This window comes from Nonomuraea sp. NPDC049714, from assembly GCF_044465295.1.
Classification (GTDB): domain Bacteria; phylum Actinomycetota; class Actinomycetes; order Streptosporangiales; family Streptosporangiaceae; genus Nonomuraea.
Genome location: NZ_JBITLM010000005.1, coordinates 85706 through 111594, shown reverse-complemented (window position 1 = coordinate 111594; position 25889 = coordinate 85706). Strand labels below are relative to the sequence as shown.

Here is a 25889-nt window from a genome sequence, read left to right as displayed (position 1 = left end):
AGCAGTTCACGCCGGGGTCAGCACGGTGTCGATACGGTGTCGATCCCGCGCGCGTCGAGATAGGCGGCGTCACCCGCCCGCGAGGCGGTGACGATGGCGAGCGGGCCGGTCCGGCGCCGACGTACCCACTCGGTGTGGAAGGCGCTGCCCGGCGCGACCTCGCCCCGGCGCTCCGGCTCGGCCCGCAGATCCACCGCGCACACCAGCGCGGGCCTGTTCCCGGCGGGACGGCGGTGCTCGCGGATGACCGCCGCCAGCTCCCTGGCCACGGGCTTGGCCACGTGATCCACGGTGAACAGGCCGAGGTCGTACTCACGCTCGGGGAAGTCGGCGAGGGAGCGGTCGAGATCGTGGGAGCACCACCAGGTGACGCCCCACAGAGCCGGGTTGGCGAGGACGTCGCCGAGCATGCGGCGCACGAACTCCGGGGCGGCGTCCTCGGGGATGTCGGGCCGTGGCGCGCCCACCTCCTGGAGCCACACCGGACGGGCGGGATCGGCCGAGGTGGCCGCGGCGAGCTCCACCAGATAGTCGGCGTGGCTGACGGTGGCCGGGCCGAGCGGGCCGTCCAGCGCGGAGACGCCGTTGAACACCCAGGAGTGGACCGTCGTCAGATCGCCGAGATCGACGTTGTCGGCGGGATGGAAGGGGTGGCCGGGCTCGTACCAGGTGGCGTCGTAGAGCGAGTGCAGGGTGAGCAGGCGCGGCGCGGCGGCGCGGGCGGCGGCGATCAGCTCGGCGGCCCAGGCGGCGGACGCCTCGGGCGTCGTCGGGTTGGCGGGGTAGAGGTTGTTCACCTCGTTGCCGAGCGTGACCGCGAACACGTTGGCGCGGGTGGCGACCTCCCGGGCGAGCCGGTCCACATAGGCGACCAGGCCCTCGCGGACCTCCGGGTCGGTGAAGAGGCTGCGCCGGTGCCAGGTGAGCACCCAGGACGGCAGGAAGTCGAAGCTCGACAGGTGGCCCTGGATCAGGTCCACCGAGACGGACAGCCCGAACTCGGCGGCCAGGTCGATCATGCCGAGCAGGTCGTCGATCGGCGCCTGCCTGATCAGCGCCCGGTTGGGCTGGATCCACGGCCAGATCGGGAACACCCTGACGTGGTCGAGCCCGATCCCGGCGAGGTCCTCGAAGTCCCGCCGGACGGCGTCGGCGTCGGCGCTGGTGGCGGCCGGGTCGAGCGCGCCGTAGAACCAGCCGGACGAGGGCACGTAGTTGGCGCCGAAACGAAGCGGGGGCAGGGGCACGCGTCCTCCAGGGAGTCGTGTCGATCTCCCTGGAATCTAAACCGCTTTAGTCGGCCCTGCCAAGAGCGGGCGGCGCGGTGCTCTCCCTGACCACCAGCCGGGGGGTGGCGGTCTTGACGTCGCGGCGCAGCGCGGGGTTGGCGATCACCTGGAGCAGCACCTCGGCCACCTGCCCGCCGAGCGCGATGGTGTCGCGCGAGAGCGAGGTGATGCTCGGGTGCGTGACCCGGGTGAGCACCGAGTCGTCGAAGGACAGGATCGACACCTCGCCGGGCACCCGTACGCCCATCTCGCCCGCCACGCCGAGCCCGGCCAGCGCCATCACGTCGCTGTCGTAGACGATCGCGGTCGGCCGCCGCGGGCGTGACAGCAGCGCCCTGGTGGCGGCCGCCCCCTCGGAGTCACTGAAGTCGGTCGGCAGCGACACCGTGTCGACCAGCCCGAGCCGGCGCACGGAGTCGCGCAGCGCCCGGATGCGGCGCTGGGTGTGCCGGAGGCCGGGCAGTCCCGCGACGTGCGCGACGCGCCGGTGGCCGAGCGCCGCGAGGTAGTCGACGACCGACAGCATCGCCTCCCTGTCGTCGGCCCACACGCTGGACAGCGCGCCGAAGCGCCCCGGGCCGCCGAGCACCACGGCGGGCACGCCGAGCTCCTCCAGCGCCTCGAAGCGCGGGTCGCGGACGGTCGGATCGACCAGGACGAAACCGTCCACGCGGTGCGCCGAGGTCCATTCCCGGTAGGTCTCGATCTCGGCCGCGGAGTCCTCGACGACCAGCAGGTGCATGGCCATCGACTCCGCCGACAGCCTGGCCTGCAGGCCTGACAGGAGCTGGGCGAAGAACGGCTCGACGCCCAGGGTGCTGGCGGGCCGCGCGATCACCAGCCCCACCGCGCCGGCCCGCGCGCCGCCCAGCGCCCTGGCGGCGCTGTGCGGGCGCCAGTTCATCTCGTCGGCCACCTGGAGGATCCGCGCCCTGGTCGTCTCGCTGACGCCGGGGCGCCCGTTCAGCGCGAACGACACCGCGCCCTTGGACACCCCCACCCGCCGCGCGATGTCGGCGATGGTCGGTCGGGCCACTACGTGCTCCTTCTGCGCGGAACCCTCGCCGCACGGTTTTGTCCACAGCTCTTGACATCGGAGTCTAGCCCGGTGGATAGTCCGGCAACTAGAGCGGTTTAGTACGTCGGTGGAAGTGTGAGGAGAGCGACATGCGAAGGCACCGAACAGGACTGGCCGCAGTGGCCACGGCGCTGGTCGTGGGGGCGACCGGAGGGTGCGGGCTCGGCACGCCCGAGCAGGCGGCGGCGCCCAGCGCGTCCGTCTCCGGCGAGGTGACGGGCAAGGTCAGCTTCCAGACGTGGGCGCTCAAGCCGAAGTTCACCGAGTACGTCCAGGGCGTCATCGACGGCTTCGAGAAGAAGTACCCGGGTGTCCAGGTCGAATGGCTGGACCAGCCCGCCGAGGACTACTCCGAGAAGGTGCTGAGCCAGGCGGCGGGCGGCAACCTCCCCGACGTCACGAACCTGCCCCCCGAGTTCGGGCTTCCGCTGGTGAAGCAGGGCCTGCTGCTCGACGTCGCCAAGGCGGACCCGAAGGTCACCCAGGAGTACGTCGCCGGCGGCCTCGACGCCTACAGGTATCCGGGGATCGAGGGCGTCTACAGCTACCCGTGGTACCTCAACACCGACGTGAACTACTGGAACACCGAACTGCTCACCGCGAACGGTCTCGACCCCGAGAAGCTCCCCACCACTCTGGACGAGCTCATCGAGCAGGCCAGGACGTTCAAGAAGAAGGCCGGCAACAAGGTCTTCCTGATGAGCCGTAAGCCGGAGCTGCTCGACCTCACCAACGCGGGCGTGCAGGTCATGTCCCCGGACGGCACCCGCTTCACCTTCAACACGCCCGAGGCCGTCGCCCTGCTCGACAAGTACCGGGCCGCCTACAAGGAGGGCCTGCTGCCCCGCGACATCCTGACCGACACCTACGCCGGCAACTCCAAGCTGTTCACCGAGGAGACCGTGGCGTGGACCACCGGTGGCGGCAACCTGATCACCAGCCTGGCCGGCGACAATCCCGGCCTCGCGCCCAAGGTCGTGCCGTCGGCCGCGATGGGCACCCCGCCGCTCTATGTGCAGGGGCTGGCGGTCTCCGCCGGGACGAAGAACGCCCCCGCCGCGGTCGCGCTGGCCCGCTGGGTGACCAACGCGGAGAACCAGGCCGCCTTCGCCCATCTGGTGAACATCTTCCCCAGCACCACGGCCTCGGCGAACGACCCGTTCTTCAGCAAGAGTGACGGCACCAACTCCGGCGACGCCAAGGTCCTCGCCTTCAGCTCGCTGGCCAAGGCGAAGCTGCTCACGCCGGTCCAGGTCAGCGACGCGATGAAGACGATCGTCGCGCAGCAGTTCGCCTCGGCCATCAGCGGTGACGTGACGTCCAAGGAAGCGCTCGACGAAGCGGTGGCCCAGTGCGACCGGCTCCTCAAAGGCTGATGACCCGGCAGCGCTGGTTCACGCCGTGGCTCCTGGTGGCCCCCGCCGCGGTCTGGCTGATGGTGTTCTCCGTGTGGCCGTCGATCAACACGGTCGTTCTCTCCTTCACCAACGCCAAACCGCTCGGGGGCGGCTGGTTCACCGGGCTGGAGAACTACGACCGCCTGCTGAACGACGCCCAGCTCGTCGACGCGCTGATCAACAGCATCGTCTACATGGTGATCTGCCTGCCGCTGCTCACCATGCTGCCCCTGCTGATGGCGATCCTGGTGGAGAAGAAGCTGCCGGGCATCATGTTCTTCCGCACCGCCTTCTACACCCCCGTGGTCGCCTCGGCCGTGGTGGTCGCGCTGATCTGGGGCTGGCTGCTCGACGATCGGGGCGCGATCAACGGCTTCGCGCAGTGGCTCGGCGTCGTCGGCGAGCCGTTGCCGTTCCTGACCGACCGGTGGCTGCTGCTGTTCAGCGCGATCAGCCTGACCGTCTGGAAGGGCCTCGGATATTATATGATCATCTATCTCTCGGCCCTGGGCAACGTCCGGCGCGAGCTGCATGAGGCCGCCGCCGTCGACGGCGCGGGCCCGGTGCGGCGGTTCTGGAGCATCACCGTGCCGGGGGTGCGCAACACGATGCTGCTGATCTCCGTGCTGGTCTCGGTCTCGGCCCTGCGCGTGTTCTCCGAGCTGTACGTGCTGTCGAACGGCACCGGCGGGCCCGGCGGCCGCGACATGTCGGTGGTGATGCTCATCCAGCTCTACAGCCGGGGGCTCACCGGTCACCTCGGCTACGCCTCCGCGCTCAGCATCGTCCTGCTGCTGATCACGATCGGCCCGATGCTCCTCCTGCTGCGGCTCAACAGGAGGGGGTCCTGACATGGCGGCGCACGTCAGGGCCGCACGCCGGGGCGGCTTCAACACGATCAGCACCCGCGAGAAGGCAGTCCGCTACGCCCTGCTGCTCCTCGTGCTGGCGCTCACCATCTCACCGTTCCTGTGGCAGCTCTCCACCTCGCTCAAGAGCCTCGACGAGGACATCTACTCCGCCACGCCGAGCTTCCTGCCCGAGCACCCGACGCTGGACAACTACGCCGGGGTCGCCGACACCATCCCCGTCTGGTCCTACGCCCTCAACTCGCTGATCGTGGCGGCGATCGTGGTGACGGGCAACGCGATCGGCGCCACCCTGGCGGGATTCGCGCTGGCCAGACTCCGCTTCCGCGGTGCGAAGCTGCTGTTCGGGCTGTTCCTGGCGACGCTCGTGCTGCCGGGCGAGGTCACGATCATCTCGCAGTACGTCACCGTGCGCGGGCTCGGCCTGGCCGACACGCTCCTCGGCGTGGCGCTGCCGGGCGCGATAGCGATGCTCAACGTGCTGCTGATGTACACCGCGTTCCAGGCGATCCCCAAGGAGATGGACGAGGCCGCGATCATCGACGGGGCGACGGTGTGGCAGCGGCTGCGCCACATCGGCCTGCCCAACGTGCGCGGCATGCTCAGCGTCGTCACGATCTTCTCTTTCATCGGTGCCTGGGACGACTTCCTCTGGCCGCTCATCGTCCTGAACAACCCCGACAACTACACTCTCACCGTCGGTTTGCAGTACCTCAACGGCACGTTCGCCAACAATCCACGCCTGATCGCAGCCGGAACGATGATCTCCTTCCTGCCGATCGTGATCCTGTTCGCGACGCTCCAGCGGTTCTTCTTCAGGGGCGTCGCGGAAGGCGCCATCAAGGGCTGACCGCCCCTTCCACGAGGAGCCGCTCGATGCATGATGACCGCACGCTGGTCGAAGCCCGCCTGAAGCGCGTGCTGGAGGAGCGCGTGCGCCCGGCCGTCCATCCGGAGTCCGTACCTCTGGAGGTGGCGGTCTGGACCGCGCCCGGGGAGCCGGTGCCGGTGGCCGAGGGGCTGGCGGCGGCGTCCGGGGCGTCCGCGCCGATCGCGGTGGGCGACCTGTGGGGCGCACCGTGGGGGACGAGCTGGTTCACCGTCACCGGCACCGTGCCGGAGCGGTGGGCGGGGCGGACGGTCGAGGCGATCCTCGACCTCGGTTTCGACGAGAACATGCCCGGCTTCCAGTGCGAGGGCCTGGTCTACCGTCCCGACGGCACTCCCGTGAAGGGCCTCAACCCGCGCAACCAGTGGGTGCGCGTCGGCGCCCCCGTCGAGGGCGGGGAGGAGGTGCGGCTGCACGTCGAGGCCGCCTCCAACCCGGTCATCCTCGACTATCACCCGTTCCTGCCGACGAAGCTCGGCGACAGGGAGACGGCCGGGACCACCCCGCAGTACCGGCTCGCCCGCATGGACCTCGCCGTCTTCGACGAGGCCGTCTGGCAACTCGTCATCGACCTCGAAGTGCTGGGCGAGCTCATGATGGAGCTGCCCGTCGAGTCCGCCCGGCGCTACGAGCTGCTGCGCGCCATCGGGCGGGCGCTGGACGCCATCGACCTTCAGGACGTCGGCGGCACCGCCGAGGCCGCCCGCGCCGAGCTGGCCGGCGTGCTGTCGGCGCCCGCCGTGCCCTCCGCGCACCGGATCAGCGCCGTCGGCCACGCGCACATCGACTCCGCCTGGCTGTGGCCGCTGCGCGAGACCGTGCGGAAGGTGGCCCGCACCGCGTCCAACATGACCGCGCTGCTGCGCGACGAGCCGGACTTCGTCTTCGTCATGTCGCAGGCGCAGCAGTGGGCGTGGATCAAGGAGCACCGGCCCGAGGTGTGGGCCGAGGTGACCAAGGCGGTGGCCGCCGGGCGGTTCGTCCCGACGGGCGGCATGTGGGTGGAGTCCGACACCAACATGCCGGGATCGGAGGCGATGGCCAGGCAGTTCGTGCACGGCAAGCGGTTCTTCATCGACGAGTTCGGCGTCGACAACGACGAGGTGTGGCTGCCCGACACGTTCGGGTTCGCGGCCGGGCTGCCGCAGATCATCAAGGCGGCGGGCTCCAGGCGGCTGCTCACCCAGAAGATCTCGTGGAGCCGGACCAACACGTTCCCGCACCACACGTTCCTGTGGGAGGGCATCGACGGCACCCGGATCTTCACCCACTTCCCTCCCGTGGACACCTACAACTGCTCCATGAGCGGCCGGGAGATCGCGCACGCCGCCGCCAACTTCAAGGACAAGGGCGTCGCCAGGCACTCGCTCGCCCCGACCGGCTGGGGGGACGGCGGCGGCGGCACCACCCGCGAGATGGTCGCCAAAGCGGCCAGGCTGCGCGACCTGGAAGGCTCGGCCACCGTCACCTGGGAGACCCCCTCCGCCTTCTTCGACAAGGCGGAGGCGGAGTACCCGCACCCACCCGTCTGGGCGGGTGAGCTCTACCTCGAACTGCACCGGGCCACGCTCACCAGCCAGGCCAGGACCAAGCGCGGCAACCGGCGCAGCGAGTCGCTGCTGCGCGAGGCCGAGCTGTGGGCGGCCACCGCCGCCGTGCGCGCCGGCTTCTCCTACCCGTACGCGCAGCTCGACAGGATCTGGAAGACGGTGCTCCTGCACCAGTTCCATGACATCCTGCCCGGATCGTCGATCGCGTGGGTGCACCGCGAGGCCGAGCGCACCTACGCGGCGGTGGCCGAGGAGCTGGAGTCGATCATCGACGCCGCCCAGCGAGCCCTGGCCGGGCCCCCCTCCGGCGGCGTCGTCGTCTTCAACTCCGCGCCGCACACCCGCGCCGCCGTCCCGGCCGGAGGAGCCGCACGAGCGGACGGGTCCGGTGCCAGCGGGCGAACGGCACGCGAGGACGGCGGCCATGTGCTGGACAACGGTCTGCTGAGAGTGGAGATCGACGGGCGGGGACTGGTGGTCTCCGCGTTCGACCTCGCGGCCGAGCGTGAGACCGTCGCGCCCGGCCAGACGGCCAACCTGCTCCAGATTCACCCGGACTTCCCCAACATGTGGGACGCCTGGGACGTGGACGAGTTCTACCGCAACACCGTCACCGACCTGGTCGAGGCCGAGGAGGTGGCGCCGGGCGACGAGCCGGGCTCGGTCCGCGTCGTCCGCTCGTTCGGCGCTTCCACGGTGACCCAGGTGCTCACGCTCCCGTCCGGCGCCAAGCGGCTCGACATCCGCACCGAGGTCGACTGGCACGAGACGGAGAAGTTCCTCAAGCTGGCCTTCCCGCTGGACGTGCACGCGGAGCGGTACGCCTCGGAGAGCCAGTACGGCCACGTCTACCGCCCCACCCACACCAACACGAGCTGGGAGGCGGCCAAGTTCGAGGCGTGCAACCACCGCTTCGTGCACGTGGGAGAGCCGGACTGGGGCGTCGCGCTGGTCAACGACGCCACCTACGGCCACGACGTGACCCGTACGGTCCGGGCGGGCGACTCGGGCACGACCACCACCGTGCGGATCTCCCTGCTGCGCGCCCCACGTTTCCCCGACCCGGAGACCGACCAGGGCCTGCACCGCTTCCACCACGCGCTCGTGCCGGGCGCGACGATCGGGGACGCGGTGCGCGAGGGCCACTTCGCCAACCTGCCCGAGCGCCGCGTTCCCGGTGACGCCGAGGTGGCGCCCCTGGTCACGCTGGACAACGACGCGGTGGTGGTCACCGCCGTCAAGCTGGCCGACGACGAGAGCGGCGACGTGATCGTACGCTTCCACGAGTCGCGCGGCGCCCGCGCCAGGGCCACCCTGACCCCGAACTTCCCGATCTCCGCCGCCATCCCGGCCGACCTGCTGGAGCGCCCCCTGGCCGACCCGCACCCCGGAGGCGAGCCGGTGTCCCTGCGGCTGCGGCCCTTCGAACTCGTCACCCTGAGACTGGTCCGCGGGCGATGAGCCCTGCCGGTTCAGCGCTCAGGCGCGACGGCCTGATCGGGAAGCGTGATCCCGAGCCCGTTGGCTGCGAGGACCACGCCATTCGCCCGGAGGAAACTACGTCGTGACACCATCAGCGACCGCTGCTCCTTGCCTCGGCCCGCGGCCATCCCCGGCGTGCGGAGCCTCAGTGGATGCCGGCGGCCGGTCGCCTAGCGGCGGGTGGCCTGCGAGGCGACGAGCTGGATGGCCTTGACGGCGACTTCGGGCTGGTCGACGTAGATGTAGTGCTCGCTCTTCTTGGCCGTGCTCAGCTTGGCGCGACTGGACACCGCGAGCCACTTGCGCTGGCCTGCGGCCCAGGCCCGCTCCAGGCGCGGCCCGTACTGGGGAATGGCCGCGAGGTACTGCTTGCCGTGCTGGATCACCTGCACCGGGATCCTGCCGGCGGAACGGACCTTACCGTCGGGGACGACCAGCTTCTCCGGGTTCTGCCCCTGGAACACCGCGAGGTTCTGCGCCCGCAACTCGGCGGCCGGGCCCGTGGCGGACTTGGGGATCGCCCGCATGATGTCGGCGGCCATGGTGGGTGACGTGGCGTCCATCAGGACCAGCCCCTTGACCCTGTCCCGGTGCTCGGGGGCGTACCTGGCGGCGATCAGCCCGCCCAGCGAGTGCCCGGCCAGCACGACCGGACGGTCACCCGCGACCTGGTCGAGCACCCCGGTCAGGATCTTCCCGGTGCTGGCGAAGCTCTGCAGGCCGTCCGGCTGGTCGCTCGCTCCCGCGCCGAGCCGGTCGTAGGAGCAAACCTGGTTCTTCTTGCTCAGCGTCTTCTGCAGGGCGGCCAGCTTGTCCACCCCGTCACCCGCTCCGTGCAGCAGCACGACGACCGGCTTGCCCCTCTTCGGGACACCCGAGCAGGACACGTTCACCGACTTGCCGGCAACCTTGATCTTCTTGGTGCCGGAGATCGGGTCCTTGCGCTCCGTGGGGGCGAAGGGGTCCCACTCCGCCCCGGTGGTGGTGGCGAACGGGTCCCACTCCTCCGCAGATGCGGCCCCGCCGCCGGCGACTCCCGCACCGACCATGGTGCAGCACAGCGCGGCCACAACAGATGCCTTGATCTTGCCTCGCATTATGTCCTCCAGTGAGCTGATTCGCACGGCGGTGTGGTCCGAAGCGCCCAAAGCGCCGCAGCCACACCGGAAACGCTACGGAATCAACCATGCCGTAATCGTCACCACGTAGTGGACACTTTCGGGTAGCTCGCACGGGGGACAACGGACGGGAACGATCTTTCTTGTCCAAGATCCAAGAATCTACGGCAGTCGCTTGCGGGCCCCCACTGGCCGACGTCACCCTAGTCATAGACTCGGAATCTCCCATTCTGGGGGCTTCTGCCGTTGTGGAAGGGTTGATGATGGCCGACGAGCCCGAGGACAAGCTCCAGTCGCACGTGCCGCACACGGCACGGATCTGGAACTACTGGCTGGGCGGTAAAGACCATTTTCCGGTGGATCGGGAGGTTGGGGAACGGGTCCGCAAGATCTTCCCTGTGGTGATCGAGCTGGCCCGGGCCGACCGGCTGTTCCTGGGCCGGGCTGTGCGGTACCTGACCACCGAGGTGGGGATCCGGCAATTCCTTGATATCGGCACCGGACTGCCCACCCAGGACAACACCCATGAGGTCGCGCAGCAGGCGGCCCCCGAGTCGCGGATCGTGTACGTCGACAACGATCCACTGGTGCTGGTGCACGCGCGAGCCCTGCTGACCAGCTCCGAAGAGGGCGCCACCGACTACATCGATGCCGACCTGCACGACCCGGACAACATCCTGCGGCAGGCGGCCAAGACGCTGGACTTCTCCCAGCCGGTGGCGATCATGCTGCTGGGCGTCATGCATTTCATCGGTGACGACGACGAGCTCCAGCGGATCATCGACCGGTTACTGGCGGCGGTGCCGTCCGGGAGCTACATCGCGGTGGCCAACACCACCACGGCGGTCAACGGCGAGACCACCGCCGAGGCGGTGCGCGTGTGGAACATCGACGCCCAGCCCAAGCTGAAGCTGCGCACCCCCGAGCGGATCGCCGAGTTCTTCACCGGCCTGGAGGTGGTGGAGCCGGGGTGGGTCTCGTGCTCACGGTGGCGTCCCGAGCCCGAATGGGACGGCGGCCTGCCGGCCGAGGTCGACCAGTGGTGCGGGATCGTACGCAAGCCGTAGAGGCCGCGGCCCGGTGACGAGCCTGGCGAGCGCCGAGCCGTCGTGGGTGAGCGCCTGGACGGGGGGCTTGCCTGCCATCCATGTCGGCAATGTCGCCGAGTACAACTCCGCCTTCGGCGGCATCTCGGCGGGGCGCGATCACTACTCCTGCCTGGCGGCCTTCGCCAGTCCCCGGCCTGGCCTCGTCGTGCTGCCGCTGCCCGTACCGGAGTGGTGGATCCGGCACCTGTCCGAAACGTTGGGCTGGGGCGAGCTGAGAGTGTGCGGGGGGCTGGCGGCGGACGGGCAGGTGTCGGCGGCCCTCGCCGGCCGGCCAGAGCTCATCTCCTCCGAGGCGACGGTGCTGGCCTGGGGTCACACGCCCGCATTCGACCGCATCCGGCCCGCTCCTGCCGGGGTGCTGGACTGCATCCGCCGCTTCGAGTCCAAGCGCGGCTCCCATGAGCTCTTCCGTGAGCTGGCTCCAGGCCGGCCGGGAATCCGGATCGCGGCACAGCGCCGGGTCGGATCACGCCGCGAGTTGCGAGGGGCGGCCATGCCCTATGTGCTCAAGACGGAGTACGGGGTGGGCGGCGTGGGCACCCGGATCGTGACCACGACCCCGCCGCCCCGGAGGGTGCGCGGTCTTCTGCTGGAGGAGTACATCGCGGGCGTCGCCAACCCCACGTACGACGCCGTCGTCGCAGCGGACGGGCGGGTGCACCCGGTCGGTACGGGTGCGATGACGATCGACGGCACCCGCTACCAGGGCGTCACAATCGGCCCTGGCGCACTCCCCGCCGAGCAGGTGCGGACCGCAGCCGGCTTCGGCGCCGCCGTGGGCACGGCACTGGCCTCCTACGGTTACCGCGGCTGGTACGACGTGGACTTCGTAGCCGACCGGGCGGGACCATTGGTGCCCACCGAGATCAACCTGCGGCTCACCGGTCCCGCCGTGGCCTTCACCCTTCAGGTGGCGCTGGATCGCCTGCATGGCGCCGGGCATGTGGTGCGTACCCTGGATTGTCTGCCCTTGGGCGCCCGCCTGCCGTCGACCGCGCTGCGTGAGCACGTCACGCGGCTGGCCGGACGATGCGCGGAACTCGGCACGATTCTCCTGGTCACCATTCCGACCGCCGCGCTCGACCCCTTTCCCTACCTGGGGATCGCGCTCGCCTCCCGGACGCTTCGGGAGCTGGACGAGGCAGAGCGGGCCATGCGGACCGCCAACGAGGCGCTCGGCACGATGTTCACCCGGTACAGCTCCGAACACGTGGTCACCGCCGTCGACCGGCGACGAAGACGAGGAGCACCGCTGTGGCGATCATGAGGGTGACGTTGAAGCCGTAGACGAGGGCCGCCTGTCGCGGCCAGTCGGTCTTGGCGGCCAGCCGGTACAGATTGTCCTGCGGCCACCACGCCACCAGCAGCCAGGTGAGCGCCAGCCAGGCCGATGTGGTCAGTGGTGCGGAGCGGCCCAGCCGGGCCAGCGCCGGGCGGCCCCGCAGCAGAACCATCACGCCCAGCCCGAACGAGGCCCACTCGAACAGGTAGAGCCCGAAGAACAGCGCCGCCCAGGGCAGTGGCACACCGGACAAATCAGTGGAAAAGGGCCAGAATACGTTGGTGGTAGCAGAGGCGAGGAAGCCGAACAGGAGCGTGCCGCCGATCATCAGCGAACCGCTCCCCGCTGTTGCGAAGCCGCCCTTGCCGCCCGTAGGTCGCTGCCCCTCGACGACCGGAAGGGGCAGCGCCGCGACGTCGATCGCGCCCTCAGCCGTGCGCGGCAACACAGGTATCACCGCCACCACGTCGGGCAGCCGGCGCAGCGGCACCAGCTCGGCCAGGAACTCCCTGGGCTGCTCGCCGTCGCCGGCGACCACGTAGGCGATCATCTGCTCGCCCTCGACCACGACGCACTCGGTCACCGCCGGGTGCCCGAGTAAACGCTGTCCGGGTTCGTCCTCGACCATGGCCAAAAAGTACGCCCGGCGGCGCTCCTCATCAAGATCTCCTGCTCACGAGACCGATGCGACGGCGCGAGCCAAGGCCGGGCTCATGGCCGAGGTGTCCCGTCCGCCCTCCCGCGTTGTATTTCACAAGTCACGACATTTCCGGATGAGGGAGACGTTAGGCTGCGTGCCGGACAGAGGCGTGGGTGGTTCGAGAGGTGTCGGTTGGCAGGGGAAGCCGTGGGGCTGCTGCTGCGCTTCGGCCGCGGGTACGCCTCCGCGGTGCGCCTGGCGACGCTGGTGCCGATCTGCGCTATCGCCCTGTTCCGGGCCCCGGCCGAGCACCTGGCGAGCACCGCGGTCGTGGTCGGCGTCGCGGCGGTCTGGACCTGTGGGTTCGCGTGGTGGCTGCGGGCGGGGCGGGGCAGCGCGCTCGTCCCCTTCGACGTGGTCGTCCTGCTGGGACTGTTCAGCAGCAGCTTCTGGACCGACGCCGTGGAGGACCGGAACACGGGGTGGTTGCGGCTGCTGGTCACCTTCGCCTGCGTGACCTATCAGTGGCACACCTCGACGGCGGTGGGCGGCGCGGCCGCGATCGCCGCCGGCGGCGGGGCGGTGGCGCTCCTCATGGCGGCGGGGGCGTGGGGCGTCGACGCGAGCCTGGTCACGGGCACGATGTGGGCGGTACCGGCCGCCGCGCTCTCCAGAGCGGCCTGGACCCTCGTCCGCCATGCGGCGAAACGGGCCGACCTGATGGCGGCCGAGGCCCTGCGAGCACGCGGGGAGGCCCTGGTGGCCGCGGCCGTCCGCGCCGAGGAGCGCGAGCAGGTCAACTCGCTGCACGACACGGCGGCGACGACCCTGCTGATGGTCGGCACGGGACAGGTGAGCTCGGACGCCGGCTGGCTGGCCCCGCAGGCACGGCGCGACCTGGGCAGGTTGCGTTCCGTCGGCGGGCGGGCGCCCGAGGAGGCCGACCTCGTCGACCTGCTGCGTGCTGATCTCGCCGTCACCCACCTGACCGTGGACTTCGACGGCCCCGAGCGGCTTCCCCTCCCGTTCGGCGTCGCCAGGACGATCACCGACGCGGCGGGCGAGGCTCTCACCAACGTGCGCCGCCACTCGGGCACCACCCGCGCGACCGTCCGGCTCCGAGGCGACGCGCGGGCGCTCCGCCTCGACATCGCCGACCAGGGGCGGGGGTTCTCACCGCACGACGTGCCGGGGACCCGGCGCGGCGTACGCGAGTCCATCCGCGGCAGGATGGAGAGCGTCGGCGGCACGGCAACGATCGCCTCCGCCGTCGGCGAGGGGACTCAGGTCCGGCTCGAATGGCGCGCCGCCGATGAGTGACCCGACCGCGAGTGACATGACCGCGAGTGACAGAGCCGCGAGTGAGGCGACTGTTCGTGAGGCCGCTGCTCGTGAGGTCGCCGTGGGTGACGCCGGGGGTGACGCCGTGATGCACGTCGCCGGGTCGAGCGGCGTGGCGGGTGCGAGCTGGGCCGTTGCGAGTGACGCGGTCGAGGAGTCGACGCGGGCGCAGCTGCGGCGCGGCCTGCGGGTCGCGACGCTGGTCGTCGCCATGGCGGTCGCGTGCGGGCTCGGGCTCACCAACCTGGTGCGCCACCTCGACTCCTATGACACGCCGCTCGCGCAGTTCGGCGCCTTCGCGGCGCTCGGCGCCGTGCTGCTCACAGAGGCCGCGCTGCTCGTCCGCGGGCGTTCGTGGGGCCGCTTGCGCGGCCCGGCCATCGCGGTCGTGCTCGCCGCGTCCATGCTGTCGTACGCGACCCTGCCGGACGGACGCACGTCGACCAGTGAGGATTGGATCTTCGGCGCGGCCAACTGGGCTGGCCTCGTCGTGATGCTGGACCGCCCGCTGCGTGCCGCGGCGATGTTCCTGCTGGCCCACGAGCTCACCGCGCTGCTCAACCTGCTCCTGTTCGAGGAGCCCACCCGGGCTTCGCTGGCCCGGTTCGCGACCGGGTCGGTCACGGTGATCGGCTTCCCGCTGTGCCTGGCGGTGGTGGCGACCGTGCTGCGCAGTCTCGGCGCGGCGGCGGTGGCCGCGCGCAGGGAGATCGAGCAGGTACGCGTCGCGGAAGCCGTCGTCGCCGAATCGCACCGCCGCAGGCAGCAGCGCTTCGCCGAGCTGTCGGCGACCACGGTGCCGCTGCTGGAGGGGCTCGCCGACGGTTCACTTCGCCCGGAGAACCCGCTGGTCCAACGGAGCTGCGCCATCGAGGCGGCCCGCATGCGTCGGCTGTTCGCCGAGTCCGACACGGCCGCCAACCCCTTGCTGCACGAGTTGCGTCACTGCATCGACGTGGCGGACCGTAAGGGCGTCGTGGTGGAGCTGGACTCACGCGGTCAGTGGCCGACGCCGCCGGTGGCGGTCAGGCGGGACCTCACCGAAGCGGTACTCGTCGTCCTCGCCACCGCGGCCACCCGGGCGCGCGTCACGGTCGTGGGCAGCGCCACCCTGGTGTCGGTCAGCGTGGTCGCCGACTGCGGCGAGATCGACGTGCCGGCACCGGCCACGCCGGGCGTGCGCGTCGAAGCGCTGACCAACGACGACACGGCCTGGATGGAGGCCGAATGGCAGCCGACGGGGTGAGCACCGCGATGGTGTTCAGCTGCGACAGCCGGGGGTGAATTCGACCGGCAGCGCTCCCAGACGCCTTACTCACTCTTGGGTTGATCGTGCATTTATCTGAGCGGGTGCAGCGGTATCTCATGGATGCCTCGGGTGCCTGCGCGGATGACGACACCCGGCCGCTGCCGCAGGCCGAGCTGGACCCTGGCCTCAACGCGAACGAGGCCCATGTCGTTTCGAGTGTTTTCAATGCCGTAGGACAGCGTCAAGCTCAACCACTTCTGAGCACCGGTAAACCAGGCGCCAGGCTATCCCCACAAGTGGATGTATGCCGCTTTCGTCGCGTCTGTCTGGGCAGGGCAGGAACCAGGAAGCGCCTCGAGCGTGACGGAACCGAGTACGACGAAAGTCAGAGCTCAAGCGGGAGATTTCGATGACCTACCATCACGCGGGACGGGCGACCGGCTGGGTCGGCTGGATCTGGTTCGCCGCGATGCTCATGATCATAGCGGGCGTCTTCAATGTCATCGGCGGCCTGTACGCGATCATCAACGACGACGTCTACATCCGCACGCCGCTGCGGCTGCTGCTCTTCGACGTGTCCACCTGGGGATGGCTGCACCTGATCTTCGGAGTGGTGCTCCTTCTCACCGGGCTCGCCGTGAGCGTCGGCCAGACGTGGGCGCGCGTGCTCGCCGTGGTGCTGGTCATGCTGAACGCGATGACCCAGCTCACCTGGATCGGGGTGAACCCGTGGTGGTCGCTGGCGGTCATCGCGGTGGACGTGCTGGTCCTGTACGCCCTGATCGTGCACGGCCGCGAGGCCAAAGAGCTACGCGCCTGACCCAGAGCCGCGCACCGGCCGGGCACGGCCCGGCGGCCTGCTGGCGTAGGGCTGGGGGTGAGCTCACCCCAGCCCTTACGGGGTCACGATCGCGAACGCGGGGGCCGGGTCGTCCAGCAGTGCGGTCAGGCGGTTCAGGACGTTCATGTCGCCTTCGTGCTGGATGCCGTCGGCGGCTTCACCGGTGAGCAGGCCGAGCAGTCGCTGTTTGGTGAGCGTGAGTGTCAGGTCCGCCCGCCGCGGTCGCGGATCGGCCTGCTGGATGAGCGCGCCGTTGGACAGCGTGGTGCGATGGTGCTGGTCCAGGTCCGTCAGGTGCCAGTCGATGGTCAGGTTCTCGTTCCACGCCCGGGGCCCGTTGACGCGGATGGCGAGGGAGTCGAAGATCTGGTCCACGCTCAGGGCCGCGAGCATCTCCGGCGAGGTGGTGTCGAGGTTGGCGGCGACGACGTCACCGGCCAGTTCCAGGGCGGCGACCAGGTAGAAGTTGCGCCAGGTGCCGTTCTCCGCGCCGTGGCCCAGCCGGGTGTAGACCTCGGCCAGCATCGTGCGCGCCTGGCGGTCGTTCTCGTCGGCGAAGACGGCGTGGTTGAGCAGGGAGGCGGCGAAGCGCAGGTCGCCCTCGTCGAGGAAGCGGCGGGCGTAGGAAAGGACGCCCTCGCGTCCGCCCATGCACTCGACGTAGCGACGGGCCTGCTCGACCGGCGGATGCTCCCACAGGTGGGCGGGGTTGCCGTCGAACCAGCCCAGGTAGCGCTGGTAGATGGCCTTGACGTTGTGGCTGACCGAGCCGTAGTAGCCATGGGTGTGCCACGCCTGCTCCAGAGCGGGCGGCATCCGTATCGCCTCGGCGATCTCGGTGCCGGTCATGCCCTGGTTCATCATCCGCAGCGTCTGGTCGTGCAGGTAGGTGTACATGTCGCGCTGCTGCGACAGGAAGGTGACGATGTTCTGTCCGCCCCACGTCGGCCAGTGGTGTGAGGCGAAGACGACGTCGGCCTCGTCCGCGAACAGGGCGATCGCCTCGGTGAGGTAGCGCGCCCAGGTGCGGGTGTCGCGGACCACCGCGCCGCGCAGCGTGAGGATGTTGTGCTGGTTGTGCGTGGCGTTCTCGGCCATGCACAGCGCCCGGCGATCGGGGATGAGGAAGTTCATCTCCGCCGGCGCCTCGGTGCCCGGGGTGAGCTGGAAGACGATCCGTACCCCGTCCAGGGTCTCCTCCTGCCCGGTGCGGGTGATGTCCTTGGTGGGCGGGATCAGGGAGATGGTGCCGGTCGAGGTGGTCATGCCCAGCCCGGTGCCGATCTGTCCCTCCGGTGAGCGGGGCAGGTCCGGGCCGTACATGAAGGTGGCGCGGCGGTTCATCGCGGTGCCGGCGTAGACGTTCTCCGCCACCGCGTGTTCCATGAAGCCGGCCGGGGCCAGGATGGGCACGTTGCCGTCGGTGACGCCGCGTACCCCGCCGAAGTGGTCGGCGTGGGAGTGCGTGTAGATGACGGCCATGACGGGGCGCTCTCCGCGCTGGTCGCGATAGAGCTTCAGCCCGGCGGCCGCGCACTCGACCGACAGCAGCGGGTCGATCACGATGACGCCGCTGTCGCCCTCGATCAGGGTCATGTTCGACAGGTCCAGGCCGCGTACCTGGTAGATGCCGTCGGTCACCTCGTACAGACCCTGCTTGACGCACAACTGTCCCTGCCGCCACAGGCTGGGATGCGCGGTGTCCGGGCACTCCTGTTGCAGGAAGCCGTACGCATCGGTGTCCCACACGACCCGGCCATCGGCCGATCTGATCACTGCGGGGTCGAGCGCGGCCAGGAACCCGCGGTCGGCGGCATCGAAGTCCGCCCGGTCCTGAAAGGGAAGGTCTGCCATGAACCCGGCATTCCCGCTGACAGTACGTGTCCGCCCGTGCGAGCCGGTACCTTCACCCGCCCGTGGACATCTCTTTCACCGTGCCGGGTGCGTCACTGGTCAGCGAGGACGGGCGAACCCTCACGTGGGAGCACCCACCCGGCCTGCCTGGATCGTGCGTCCTTGCGTGCTCTCGATGACGATCGGCACCCAGTCCGGGATCCGGCCGTGGAGGGCGCTGAGGAGTTCGGGGATCGGCGGTAGATCACCCGGCGTCCGTACGCGGATGCGCAGCTCCCGGGAGACGAAGTCGACACCGGCGACCGACGAGTGCGGCACGATGGAGATCCAGTCGGCGGCCACCGCCCTGGCCTGTGCGCTCCAGGCCGTCAGCAGCCAGCTGACAACGGTGTTGGCGGACAGCGGCACCACCACCAGGACCAGCAGCAGGCTCAGCGTGAGACGGGTCCGCCGGCGGCTTCGGCCGGCCAGGGCGCCGGCCTCACTGGCGTAACCCGTCGCCGAGAACACCACGATGCCGCCGAGCACGAGAGCCAGCAGATTCGACAGGAAGAGCACCAGCGCGCCGAGTGCCAGCCAGCCCGCGCCCCGGCCGAGGCACACGCCGGCAACGGCCAGCGGGGGGACCAGGGAGATGGCGATGGCCACACCCGGCAGCACGGCGGCGACATCTCGGCGGGCATGGGCCACGGCCCCGGCCAGGCCGGTGGCCAGCGCGGCCACCAGGTCCATCAGCTTGGGGGAGGTGCGTCCGGCGATCTGGCCGTTGGTGAGCAGTTCGTAGGAAGCGGGCAGGAGCGCCGAGAACGCCATCCCCGTGGCGATCACCAGCAGGCCGCCGAGGAGCACGAAACCGATCGCCCCCTGGCTGCGGTGCCGTACCGCAGCCAGTGCGATTCCCATGATCGGTGTGGCCAGCGGAGCGATGATCATCGCGCCGATCACGGTGGCCGTCGAGTCGGTGAGCACGCCGGCCGATGCGATGACCGCCGACAGGGTCAGCATCGTCCAGAACGCCGAGCGTTTCGCGCGAACGTCCCCGGAGGACAGGTCCAGGCTCTCGGTCAGCTCCTCCCAGGGGCGGCGCTGGGCCTCGGGGAGCACCCGCTCTCGAAGTCCGCTCAGCATGCCATCGAGTATCCGAGCCCGTCACACCGGCGGAAGGGCAGCGACACGGACGGCCGGCGATCATTTCCCGGGGACCCCGAGCCGGCCGGGCTATCGTCCCTTTCCGCCCCGGCGGCCGATCAGCGCACCGATCAGGATCCCGATGGCGGTGCAGACCACCAGAGTGATCCACAAAGGGGCGGTCACCACGATCATGAACAACTGGATGACCGCGTCCTGCCGGTTCTGCAGGATGAAGACGATCGCCAGCACCAGAAGAACGAGCGCCAGCCACACGCGTGGCGGCATCGCCCCCAACCGGCTTGTCGGCCTCTGCTCTGTCACGATTTCCCCCGAATGCGTGCAGCGCCTAAGCCCTTCTCCTACCCCGGAATTCGCGTAGCTCCCGATCGCCTTGCCCCGAGCAGGCTCGTCGGTCGCCCACTCCAGGCCGTCAGTTGTCGCGGCCCACGACTGCCATGGGGCAGGGCGCTCCGATGCCGGCCGTTCGCCTGATCCGGCCCTTGTAGGCCGCGGCGTCGGTCCACACCCCGGGTCCGACGCAGCTCGGGTCGGTCTTCTCGTTGCCGTCGCGGCTGGTGACGCCGACCAGCTCCCAGCGTGCCCTGATCTTGCGCACCATGGGGCCGCCGGAGTCGAGGATGCGGCTCTGCGCCTTCTTGGTGGGGTGGGCGGAGCAGATGTCGCCCGCGGCGTCGATGCCCGTGCACCGCTTGTCGGGGATGATCTCGCTGTCCAGCTCCCGCAGGGTGACCGGCGGCTCGGGGCATTCGTTTCCGTCTTCGCAGGTCATGCCCCAGCCCAGGAGGCGGATCCGGGTTTTCGGCGAGGCCGGGGACGGGCTGCAGGCCGTCGAGCGGGCCACCGAGCTCCGGCCGGACGTCGTGCTGATGGACATCCGGATGCCCGAGCTCGACGGGATCGAGGCGACAAGGCGGATCTGCGGCGCCCCGGCGACCGTAGGCGTGAAGGTGCTGATCCTGACCACCTACGACCTGGACGCCTACGTCTTCTCGGTGCTGCGCGCGGGCGCCGGCGGTTTCCTGCTCAAGGACACCCCGGCCGGCGACCTGCTCTCCGCGATCCGGGTCGTGGCGGGTGGCGAGGCGCTGCTCGCGCCCTCCGTGACCCGGCGCCTCATCGGGGAGTTCGCCCGGCAGCCGGACCCTCGGCAACGGTCGGCCCGCTCCCTGAGCGGCATCACGGCACGGGAACGCGAGGTGCTCAAGCTCATCGGCCAGGGGCTGTCCAACACCGAGATCGCCGAACACCTCATCGTCAGCATGGCCACCGTGAAGACCCACATCGGCCAGCTGCTGGCCAAGCTGCACGCCCGCGACCGCGCCCAGCTGGTGATCGCCGCCTACGAGAGCGACCTGGTCACCGTCAGAGACCGAGGTCGCGGCCGATGAGCTCCTTCATGATCTCGTTGGAGCCGGCCCAGATCTTGGTGACCCGGGCGTCGGCCCAGGCTCGCGCCACGCGGTACTCGGTCATGTAACCGTACCCACCGTGGAGTTGCACGCAGGCGTCGAGCACGTCGTTCTGCACCTGGGCGGACCACCATTTGGCCTTCGCGGCGTCAGCCGTGCCCAGACCCCGCTCGACGTGCAGACGGACGCAGTGGTCGACGTACGCCCGCGCCACCTCGATGCGGGTGACCAGCTCGGCGAGCAGGAACTTGTTGTGCTGGAAGGACCCGATCGGCTGCCCGAACGCCGTGCGGTCGCGGGTGTAGGCGAGCGTTTCGGTGAGGATCTGAGCCGCGTGGGCGATGTTGGAGACCGCCGCGCCGAGGCGTTCCTGCGGCAGGCGCTCCATCATGTGGACGAAGCCGCGGTCGATCTCGCCGATGACGTTCGCGGCCGGCACGCGCACGTCGGTGAAGGACAGCTCGGCGGTGTCGGCCTCCGGCTGGCCGATCTTGTCCAGCTTGCGTCCGCGTTCGAATCCAGGCGTACCGGCCTCGACGGCGAAGAGGGTGATCCCCTTGGCGCCGCGCCGCGCGTCGGTGCTCGCGGCCACCAGGACGAGATCGGCGCTGTGCCCGTTGGTGATGAAGGTCTTCCCGCCGTTGATGATCCAGTCCGTGCCGTCGCGGCGTGCGGTGGTCCTGATCGCGGCGAGGTCGGAGCCGCCGCCGGGTTCGGTCATCGCGATGGCGGTGATCAGCTCGCCGGAGCAGAAGCGGGGCAGCCACTCAGCCTGCCGCTCGGCGGTGGCGAGATCCACCAGGTACGGGGCGATCACGTCGAAGTGGATGCTGAAGCAGGACGCGACGGCCATGCCCACCTTCGCGAGCTCCTCGCAGGCGACCGCGTTGAAGCGGTAGTCCCCCGCCGCGCCGCCGCCGAACCGCTCGGGCACCTCCAGGCCGAGGACGCCCTGCTCGCCGGCCGCGCGCCAGGCGGCCCGGTCGATGCGTCGCTCGGCGGCGAAACGCTCCTGGTGGGGCAGCAGTTCGCGGGAGGCGAACGCGGTCACGGCGGCTCTGAACAGATCGTGGTCGTCGTCGAACAACAGTCGGTCCACAGGCGGCCTTCCGGGAGCGGGAACGCGGGAGCGACAGGGGACGCCTGCCGCCGCCGTTCGGAGATCAGGATGCGCGGTCGGCCCCGACGAGCACGTAACACATCAGCGCGGGCCGGTCGCCGCGGTTGTGCCAGGCGTGGCGGGTGCCCTGCTGGACCACGCAGGCGCCGGGAGTCAGCTTGACCTCCTTGCCGTCGTCCAGCTCCAGGTGCAACTCGCCTTCCAGGCAGATGCCGTAGTCGACGGTGTCGGTGGTGTGCATGCCGGGGTCGTCGGGCTCGAACACGTCCATCAGCCCGGGCAGCTTCCCGGCCGCCTCGGCGGCGAGCCGGTCGGGGTCGCCGAGCCGCTCAGGGGCGGCGGATTCGGGTGCCCAGCGCAGGAACAGGACGCGGGTGCCGCCGGTGCCGGGGAAGAAGGGGAAGAGTCGCGGCTGCCGTGGCCCGGTGCCGACCGTGGCCCCGCCGTCCTCGGTGCCCCACATCAGGAAGAAGTCCGAGCCGGGGATGGCTCCGACGGAGATCGGCTCGGCGGGCCGGTCGGTGACGAACACCGAGGTCCCGTCGGGCTCCCGGCCGGTGACGATGAGTCGAGGCTGAATGGGCATGTTCGCTCACTCCTCAGGGGGGATGTCGTGCTGGTGCTGAAGGCGTAACTGCCGTTTGGCGAACTTCCCGGTCGCCGTCTTCGGGATCTCGGAGATGAAGATCACCTGCTCGGGGATCCACCAGCGGGCGACGTGTGAGGTCAGGTGCTCGCGCACGTCGTCGGCGGTGAGGCCGGTGCCGGGCTTGGGGACCACGTAGGCGACGGGGCGTTCGCCCCAGCGGGGGTGTTCCACGCCGATCACCGCGGCCTCGGCGACCCGGGGGTCGGCCATGATGGCGCCCTCCAGCTCGACCGAGGGGATCCATTCACCGCCGGACTTCACCAGGTCCTTGGTCCGGTCGACGATGCGCACGTAACCGTGACCGTCGATGGTGGCGACGTCCCCGGTCCTGAGCCACCCGTCGTCGGTGAACGCCGGGCCTGGCCGCTCCTCGCCCACGTAGCGGGCGGCGATGGTGGGGCCGGCCGCCTGCAACTCGCCCGGCGTGCTGCCGTCCCAGGCGACCTCCGTACCGTCGTCGCCGATCACCCGGAGCTCGGTGAGCGGCACCGCGAGGCCGGGGGAGCCGATGACCGCGCGCTGCGCGTCCGGGTCCAAATCGTCGTGTACGGTCGCCAGCCGCGGCACCGTCACCACCGGGCTGGTCTCCGTCATCCCCCAGGCATTGGTGAGGGGAATCCCGATGGCCTGCTGGTAGGAGCGCGACAGTGCGTCGTCGACGGCGCCGCCCCCGCAGACGATCATCCGCAGGCTGGACAGGTCGTGGTCGGCCAGCAGCGGCTCCAGGCCACGCCACACCGTGGGCACCGCGCCGGTGAAGGTGACGCGGTGCCGCTCCATCTGCGAGATCAGCTCCGCGGGCCGCATCGCCGGTCCGGGCAGGACGAGGTCCGCCCCGCACAACATCGCGGCGTACGGGAACCCCCAGGCGTTGACGTGGAACATCGGCACGACCGGCATCACTACGTCGCGCTCGCTGATCCCGAAGGTGTCGGTCATGAGCAGCAGCAGGGCGTGCAGGACCATCGACCGGTGGCTGTAGAGGACCCCTTTCGGGTTGCCCGTGGTGCCGGAGGTGTAGCAGAGCGCCGCCGCGGTGTTCTCGTCCGCGATCGAGAACTCCCCGTCGAAGAGGCTGACCTCGGCGAGCAGCGCCTCGTAGCCGACGATCCGGGGATCGTCGGGCAGTGGCACGTCGGCGCCGTCGTCCATGACCACCACGTGCCGCGGGCTCCTGAAGGACTCGGCCAGTGGCCACACCGTGGGCAGCAGCGACCGGTCGACGAAGAGCACGTCATCGGCGGCATCGTCGACGATGTGGCGGATCTGCTCGTGGAACAGCCGATGGTTGATCGTGTGCAGGACCCGGCCGGTGCACGGCACCGCGAGGTACAACTCGACGTGCCGCTGGCTGTTCCAGCCGAACGTGCCGACCCGGGCGCCGCTGGGGACGCCGAGCCGGTCCAGGACGGCCGCCAGCCGCCGCGTACGCGCGCAGACGTCGGCCCACGTCACAGCGCTCTCGCCGTCGACGCGACCGGTCACCACCCGCTTGTGCCCGAAATACTGCTCCACCCGGCGGAAGACGAGGGGGAGGGCCAAGGCGTGCTCCTGCATCAAGCCGTACATCGCGTCGACAGCCTTTCTGGAGCCCGACTTCCTGGACGGAGAAAGCTCATCACTTACTGAGCGCATAGTTAGTAATGACGCGACACTTGTCAAGCGTGCGGCGACGACAGAAGCCTTACGCGCTGGTGGGGCGCCGGTTGCGGACGGCGGCGGTCATGTGGACGGCCAGGTCGGCATAGAAGGCGCCGAGCGAGGCCGGAGTGTCGGTGCCGCCCAGCCGATACCAGCGGACCAGATCCACTCCCAGCGACAGGATCGACCGTGCCAGGCGGCTGACATCGTCCGGGTCCGCCGTCGCGCCGTCGACGATCCGGCGCACCGCGTCCCGGAAGATGGTGTTGAACTGGGCGCGCAGCTCACGAATCTCCGCATAGTGCTCGGGGGACAGCGGCGTCAGCTCGTTCTGGCACACGCGCGCCGCGGTGTGGTGCTCGGCGTGCCACTCCACGAACGCCGCGACCGCCCGGCGCAGGCAGGTCTCCGGGTCGCCGTCGGCGGGCAGCGCCGCCCGCAGAGCCTCCAGGGCCCGGAGGTGACCGCTGCGCACGATCTCGAACAGCACCTCCTCCTTGGTGGCGAAGTGCACGTACAAGGCGCCGGGGGTCAGTCCGACCTTGGCCGTGATGTCGCGTGTCGTCGTGGCCTGGAACCCCTTCTCGGCGAAACAGAGCACGGCGGAGCCCAGCAGGGCCTTGGCCACGTCAGAGAGGTCCGCGTCCCAGAGCTTGTCGGACGGTTCGTCCAGCCGCACGAGCGGGGGATTGCCACCCCGCCGTGGGCCGCGACGCTTCGCGACCATCCCCGATCCTCCCCGTGCTCACCTTGACGCGCCGACATTACCGTCCCGCTGAACGTCCACGCGCACATCTTGACACCTCCTCGGCTGCTCAGTAACTATGCGCTCAGTAAGTACGTCCTGGCTCGCAATCGAGGAGATGCGGTATGCGCAAGGGCATCGTGGTCACGGCGAAACCAGGGGTAGAGGATCTGGCGGCCAAGGCCGAGGAACTCGGGTACGACAGCTTCTGGGTCTACGACACGCCGATGGTCAACGGAGACCCGTTCGTCGGTCTGGCCCTGTGCGCCAAGGCGACCAGCCGCATCCGGCTCGGGGTCGGCGTCACCTCGCCGGCCCTGCGTTCGGCCCCCGCGAGCGCGGCGGCCCTCAGCAGCCTCAACGCCCTCGCGCCCGGCCGGATCATCTGCGGCGTCGGCACCGGCAACACCGCCCGGCGCACCCTGGGCATGAAGCCCACCACGATGGCCACACTGGAGCGCTTCACCCGGCAACTCCAGGACCTCACCGCCGGCCGCCCCACCGAGTACAGCGAGGGTGACCGCACCCGCGAGGTGCGCTTCCTGCACGTCGGCGACCACGTCAACACCGAGGACCCGATCGAGTTCGTCGTGGCCGCCTTCGGACTCGAGGCCGCTCGCATCGCGGGCCGCCGAGGCGCCGGGACCATCTCGTTCGGTCTGCTCGACCCGGCGACCTGGCAGGCGTTCGTCGAGGCGCACGACTCCGCCGCCGCCGAGGCCGGCGTGCGGACGCCGACCACCTCGTACGTGATGACCTCGATGCACATCCTCGCCGAAGGCGAGAACCCCTACGGCGACCTCGCCCGTGACTCCATGGGCCACATCGCCATGGCGCTGCTCACCTTCGCCGCGGACAACCCCGCCTTCAGGGAAGGGCTGGAACCCGAGGAACTCGACGCGGTGCAGCGGCTCCTCGACCGGCGTGGCACGACCGCCACCGCCGACGACCGCCACTTCCGGCTGTACGAGAACTACCTCGGCCGGATCTATCCCCAGGACCGCGACCTGATAGTCCCCTCCCTGGTCGACAAGCTCGGCCTGGTCGGCACCGGCGACGACCTGGTCAAACGCATCGCCACCCTCGAAGCCTCCGGCATCGACGAGCTGGTCCTCCAACCCGTCCTCGACCCGGCGCAGGAGATGGCCGGCTTCGCACGACTCCTGTGACCTGCCGTTCCACGCC

At 70.1% G+C, this 25889-nt stretch carries 24 protein-coding genes; 11 read left to right on the top strand and 13 right to left on the bottom strand.

Annotated elements, in window-relative coordinates:
- Nucleotides 1-17: 17 nt before the first annotated feature.
- Entirely contained in the window at nucleotides 18-1247 is a 1230-nt protein-coding gene (locus ACIBQX_RS21295; protein WP_397006984.1) for a glycosyl hydrolase, read from the bottom strand.
- 46 nt (nucleotides 1248-1293) lie between these two features.
- Nucleotides 1294-2325, bottom strand: coding sequence for a LacI family DNA-binding transcriptional regulator (locus ACIBQX_RS21290; RefSeq protein WP_397006982.1), 1032 nt, complete (start codon nucleotides 2323-2325; stop codon nucleotides 1294-1296).
- A 131-nt stretch (nucleotides 2326-2456) separates the two neighbouring features.
- Here ACIBQX_RS21290 and ACIBQX_RS21285 point away from each other — a divergent pair, with 131 nt between their 5' ends.
- Genes ACIBQX_RS21285 through ACIBQX_RS21270 form a run of 4 tightly spaced genes read left to right on the top strand, consistent with a single transcriptional unit; the run spans nucleotide 2457 to nucleotide 8533 of the window.
- Nucleotides 2457-3743: an ABC transporter substrate-binding protein gene (locus ACIBQX_RS21285; RefSeq protein ID WP_397006980.1), complete on the top strand. Its 1287-nt coding sequence runs from the start codon at nucleotides 2457-2459 to the stop codon at nucleotides 3741-3743.
- Complete coding sequence (locus tag ACIBQX_RS21280) at nucleotides 3743-4615, top strand: carbohydrate ABC transporter permease (protein WP_397006978.1); 873 nt, start codon at nucleotides 3743-3745, stop codon at nucleotides 4613-4615. The genes ACIBQX_RS21285 and ACIBQX_RS21280 overlap by 1 nt, the downstream gene beginning before the upstream one ends.
- Nucleotide 4616: 1 nt before the next feature.
- A complete protein-coding gene (locus ACIBQX_RS21275) occupies nucleotides 4617-5483 on the top strand; it encodes a carbohydrate ABC transporter permease (RefSeq protein ID WP_397006976.1) in 867 nt (288 codons plus the stop codon).
- A 26-nt stretch (nucleotides 5484-5509) separates the two neighbouring features.
- The gene (locus tag ACIBQX_RS21270; RefSeq protein ID WP_397006974.1) at nucleotides 5510-8533 is read left to right on the top strand and encodes an alpha-mannosidase; all 3024 of its coding nucleotides are present in this window, start codon (nucleotides 5510-5512) and stop codon (nucleotides 8531-8533) included.
- An 11-nt stretch (nucleotides 8534-8544) separates the two neighbouring features.
- Here the strand turns inward: ACIBQX_RS21270 and ACIBQX_RS21265 are convergent, their stop codons facing one another.
- Both ACIBQX_RS21265 and ACIBQX_RS21260 read right to left on the bottom strand, forming a co-directional pair.
- Nucleotides 8545-8646: a twin-arginine translocation signal domain-containing protein gene (locus ACIBQX_RS21265; RefSeq protein WP_397006972.1), complete on the bottom strand. Its 102-nt coding sequence runs from the start codon at nucleotides 8644-8646 to the stop codon at nucleotides 8545-8547.
- 78 nt (nucleotides 8647-8724) lie between these two features.
- Nucleotides 8725-9651 carry an alpha/beta fold hydrolase gene (locus ACIBQX_RS21260; RefSeq protein ID WP_397006970.1) on the bottom strand — a complete coding sequence of 309 codons (927 nt, stop codon included), beginning with the start codon at nucleotides 9649-9651 and terminating at the stop codon, nucleotides 8725-8727.
- 281 nt (nucleotides 9652-9932) lie between these two features.
- On the opposite strand from ACIBQX_RS21260, the gene ACIBQX_RS21255 reads away from it, so the two are divergent.
- Both ACIBQX_RS21255 and ACIBQX_RS21250 read left to right on the top strand, forming a co-directional pair.
- Nucleotides 9933-10739 carry an SAM-dependent methyltransferase gene (locus ACIBQX_RS21255; RefSeq protein ID WP_397006968.1) on the top strand — a complete coding sequence of 269 codons (807 nt, stop codon included), beginning with the start codon at nucleotides 9933-9935 and terminating at the stop codon, nucleotides 10737-10739.
- Nucleotides 10740-10806: 67 nt separating this feature from the next.
- Complete coding sequence (locus ACIBQX_RS21250; protein ID WP_397006966.1) at nucleotides 10807-12048, top strand: hypothetical protein; 1242 nt, start codon at nucleotides 10807-10809, stop codon at nucleotides 12046-12048.
- Here the strand turns inward: ACIBQX_RS21250 and ACIBQX_RS21245 are convergent.
- Nucleotides 11996-12691 carry a hypothetical protein gene (locus tag ACIBQX_RS21245; protein ID WP_397006964.1) on the bottom strand — a complete coding sequence of 232 codons (696 nt, stop codon included), beginning with the start codon at nucleotides 12689-12691 and terminating at the stop codon, nucleotides 11996-11998. The two genes, ACIBQX_RS21250 and ACIBQX_RS21245, sit on opposite strands and share 53 nt — an antisense overlap.
- 204 nt (nucleotides 12692-12895) lie before the next feature.
- Between ACIBQX_RS21245 and ACIBQX_RS21240 the strand changes: the two genes are divergently transcribed.
- From ACIBQX_RS21240 to ACIBQX_RS21230, 3 genes are all read left to right on the top strand, one after another.
- Nucleotides 12896-14023, top strand: a complete 1128-nt coding sequence (locus ACIBQX_RS21240; protein ID WP_397006962.1) for a sensor histidine kinase — start codon at nucleotides 12896-12898, stop codon at nucleotides 14021-14023.
- Between the two features lie 16 nt (nucleotides 14024-14039).
- The gene (locus tag ACIBQX_RS21235; protein WP_397006960.1) at nucleotides 14040-15290 is read left to right on the top strand and encodes a hypothetical protein; all 1251 of its coding nucleotides are present in this window, start codon (nucleotides 14040-14042) and stop codon (nucleotides 15288-15290) included.
- A gap of 412 nt (nucleotides 15291-15702) precedes the next feature.
- Entirely contained in the window at nucleotides 15703-16113 is a 411-nt protein-coding gene (locus ACIBQX_RS21230) for a hypothetical protein (RefSeq protein ID WP_397006958.1), read from the top strand.
- A 75-nt stretch (nucleotides 16114-16188) separates the two neighbouring features.
- Here ACIBQX_RS21230 and ACIBQX_RS21225 read toward each other — a convergent pair whose 3' ends face one another.
- From ACIBQX_RS21225 to ACIBQX_RS21210, 4 genes are all read right to left on the bottom strand, one after another.
- The gene (locus tag ACIBQX_RS21225) at nucleotides 16189-17988 is read right to left on the bottom strand and encodes an alkyl/aryl-sulfatase (RefSeq protein ID WP_397006956.1); all 1800 of its coding nucleotides are present in this window, start codon (nucleotides 17986-17988) and stop codon (nucleotides 16189-16191) included.
- A gap of 120 nt (nucleotides 17989-18108) precedes the next feature.
- On the bottom strand, nucleotides 18109-19116 hold the full coding sequence (locus ACIBQX_RS21220; protein WP_397006954.1) for a DUF389 domain-containing protein: 1008 nt from the start codon (nucleotides 19114-19116) through the stop codon (nucleotides 18109-18111).
- Nucleotides 19117-19206: 90 nt separating this feature from the next.
- Nucleotides 19207-19392: a DUF1049 domain-containing protein gene (locus ACIBQX_RS21215; protein ID WP_397006952.1), complete on the bottom strand. Its 186-nt coding sequence runs from the start codon at nucleotides 19390-19392 to the stop codon at nucleotides 19207-19209.
- A 157-nt stretch (nucleotides 19393-19549) separates the two neighbouring features.
- Entirely contained in the window at nucleotides 19550-20014 is a 465-nt protein-coding gene (locus tag ACIBQX_RS21210) for a trypsin-like serine protease (RefSeq protein ID WP_397006950.1), read from the bottom strand.
- Between ACIBQX_RS21210 and ACIBQX_RS21205 the strand changes: the two genes are divergently transcribed.
- Entirely contained in the window at nucleotides 19908-20528 is a 621-nt protein-coding gene (locus ACIBQX_RS21205; protein ID WP_397006948.1) for a response regulator, read from the top strand. The two genes, ACIBQX_RS21210 and ACIBQX_RS21205, sit on opposite strands and share 107 nt — an antisense overlap.
- Here ACIBQX_RS21205 and ACIBQX_RS21200 read toward each other — a convergent pair.
- The 4 genes from ACIBQX_RS21200 to ACIBQX_RS21185 form a co-directional block, all read right to left on the bottom strand.
- Nucleotides 20503-21648, bottom strand: a complete 1146-nt coding sequence (locus ACIBQX_RS21200; protein ID WP_397006946.1) for an acyl-CoA dehydrogenase family protein — start codon at nucleotides 21646-21648, stop codon at nucleotides 20503-20505. The two genes, ACIBQX_RS21205 and ACIBQX_RS21200, sit on opposite strands and share 26 nt — an antisense overlap.
- Before the next feature lie 64 nt (nucleotides 21649-21712).
- Nucleotides 21713-22255: a cupin domain-containing protein gene (locus ACIBQX_RS21195; protein ID WP_397006944.1), complete on the bottom strand. Its 543-nt coding sequence runs from the start codon at nucleotides 22253-22255 to the stop codon at nucleotides 21713-21715.
- Between the two features lie 6 nt (nucleotides 22256-22261).
- Complete coding sequence (locus ACIBQX_RS21190; protein ID WP_397007828.1) at nucleotides 22262-23875, bottom strand: long-chain fatty acid--CoA ligase; 1614 nt, start codon at nucleotides 23873-23875, stop codon at nucleotides 22262-22264.
- A 127-nt stretch (nucleotides 23876-24002) separates the two neighbouring features.
- Nucleotides 24003-24686, bottom strand: a complete 684-nt coding sequence (locus ACIBQX_RS21185; RefSeq protein WP_397006942.1) for a TetR/AcrR family transcriptional regulator — start codon at nucleotides 24684-24686, stop codon at nucleotides 24003-24005.
- A 143-nt stretch (nucleotides 24687-24829) separates the two neighbouring features.
- On the opposite strand from ACIBQX_RS21185, the gene ACIBQX_RS21180 reads away from it, so the two are divergent.
- Nucleotides 24830-25873: an LLM class flavin-dependent oxidoreductase gene (locus ACIBQX_RS21180; RefSeq protein ID WP_397006940.1), complete on the top strand. Its 1044-nt coding sequence runs from the start codon at nucleotides 24830-24832 to the stop codon at nucleotides 25871-25873.
- Nucleotides 25874-25889: the final 16 nt, after the last annotated feature.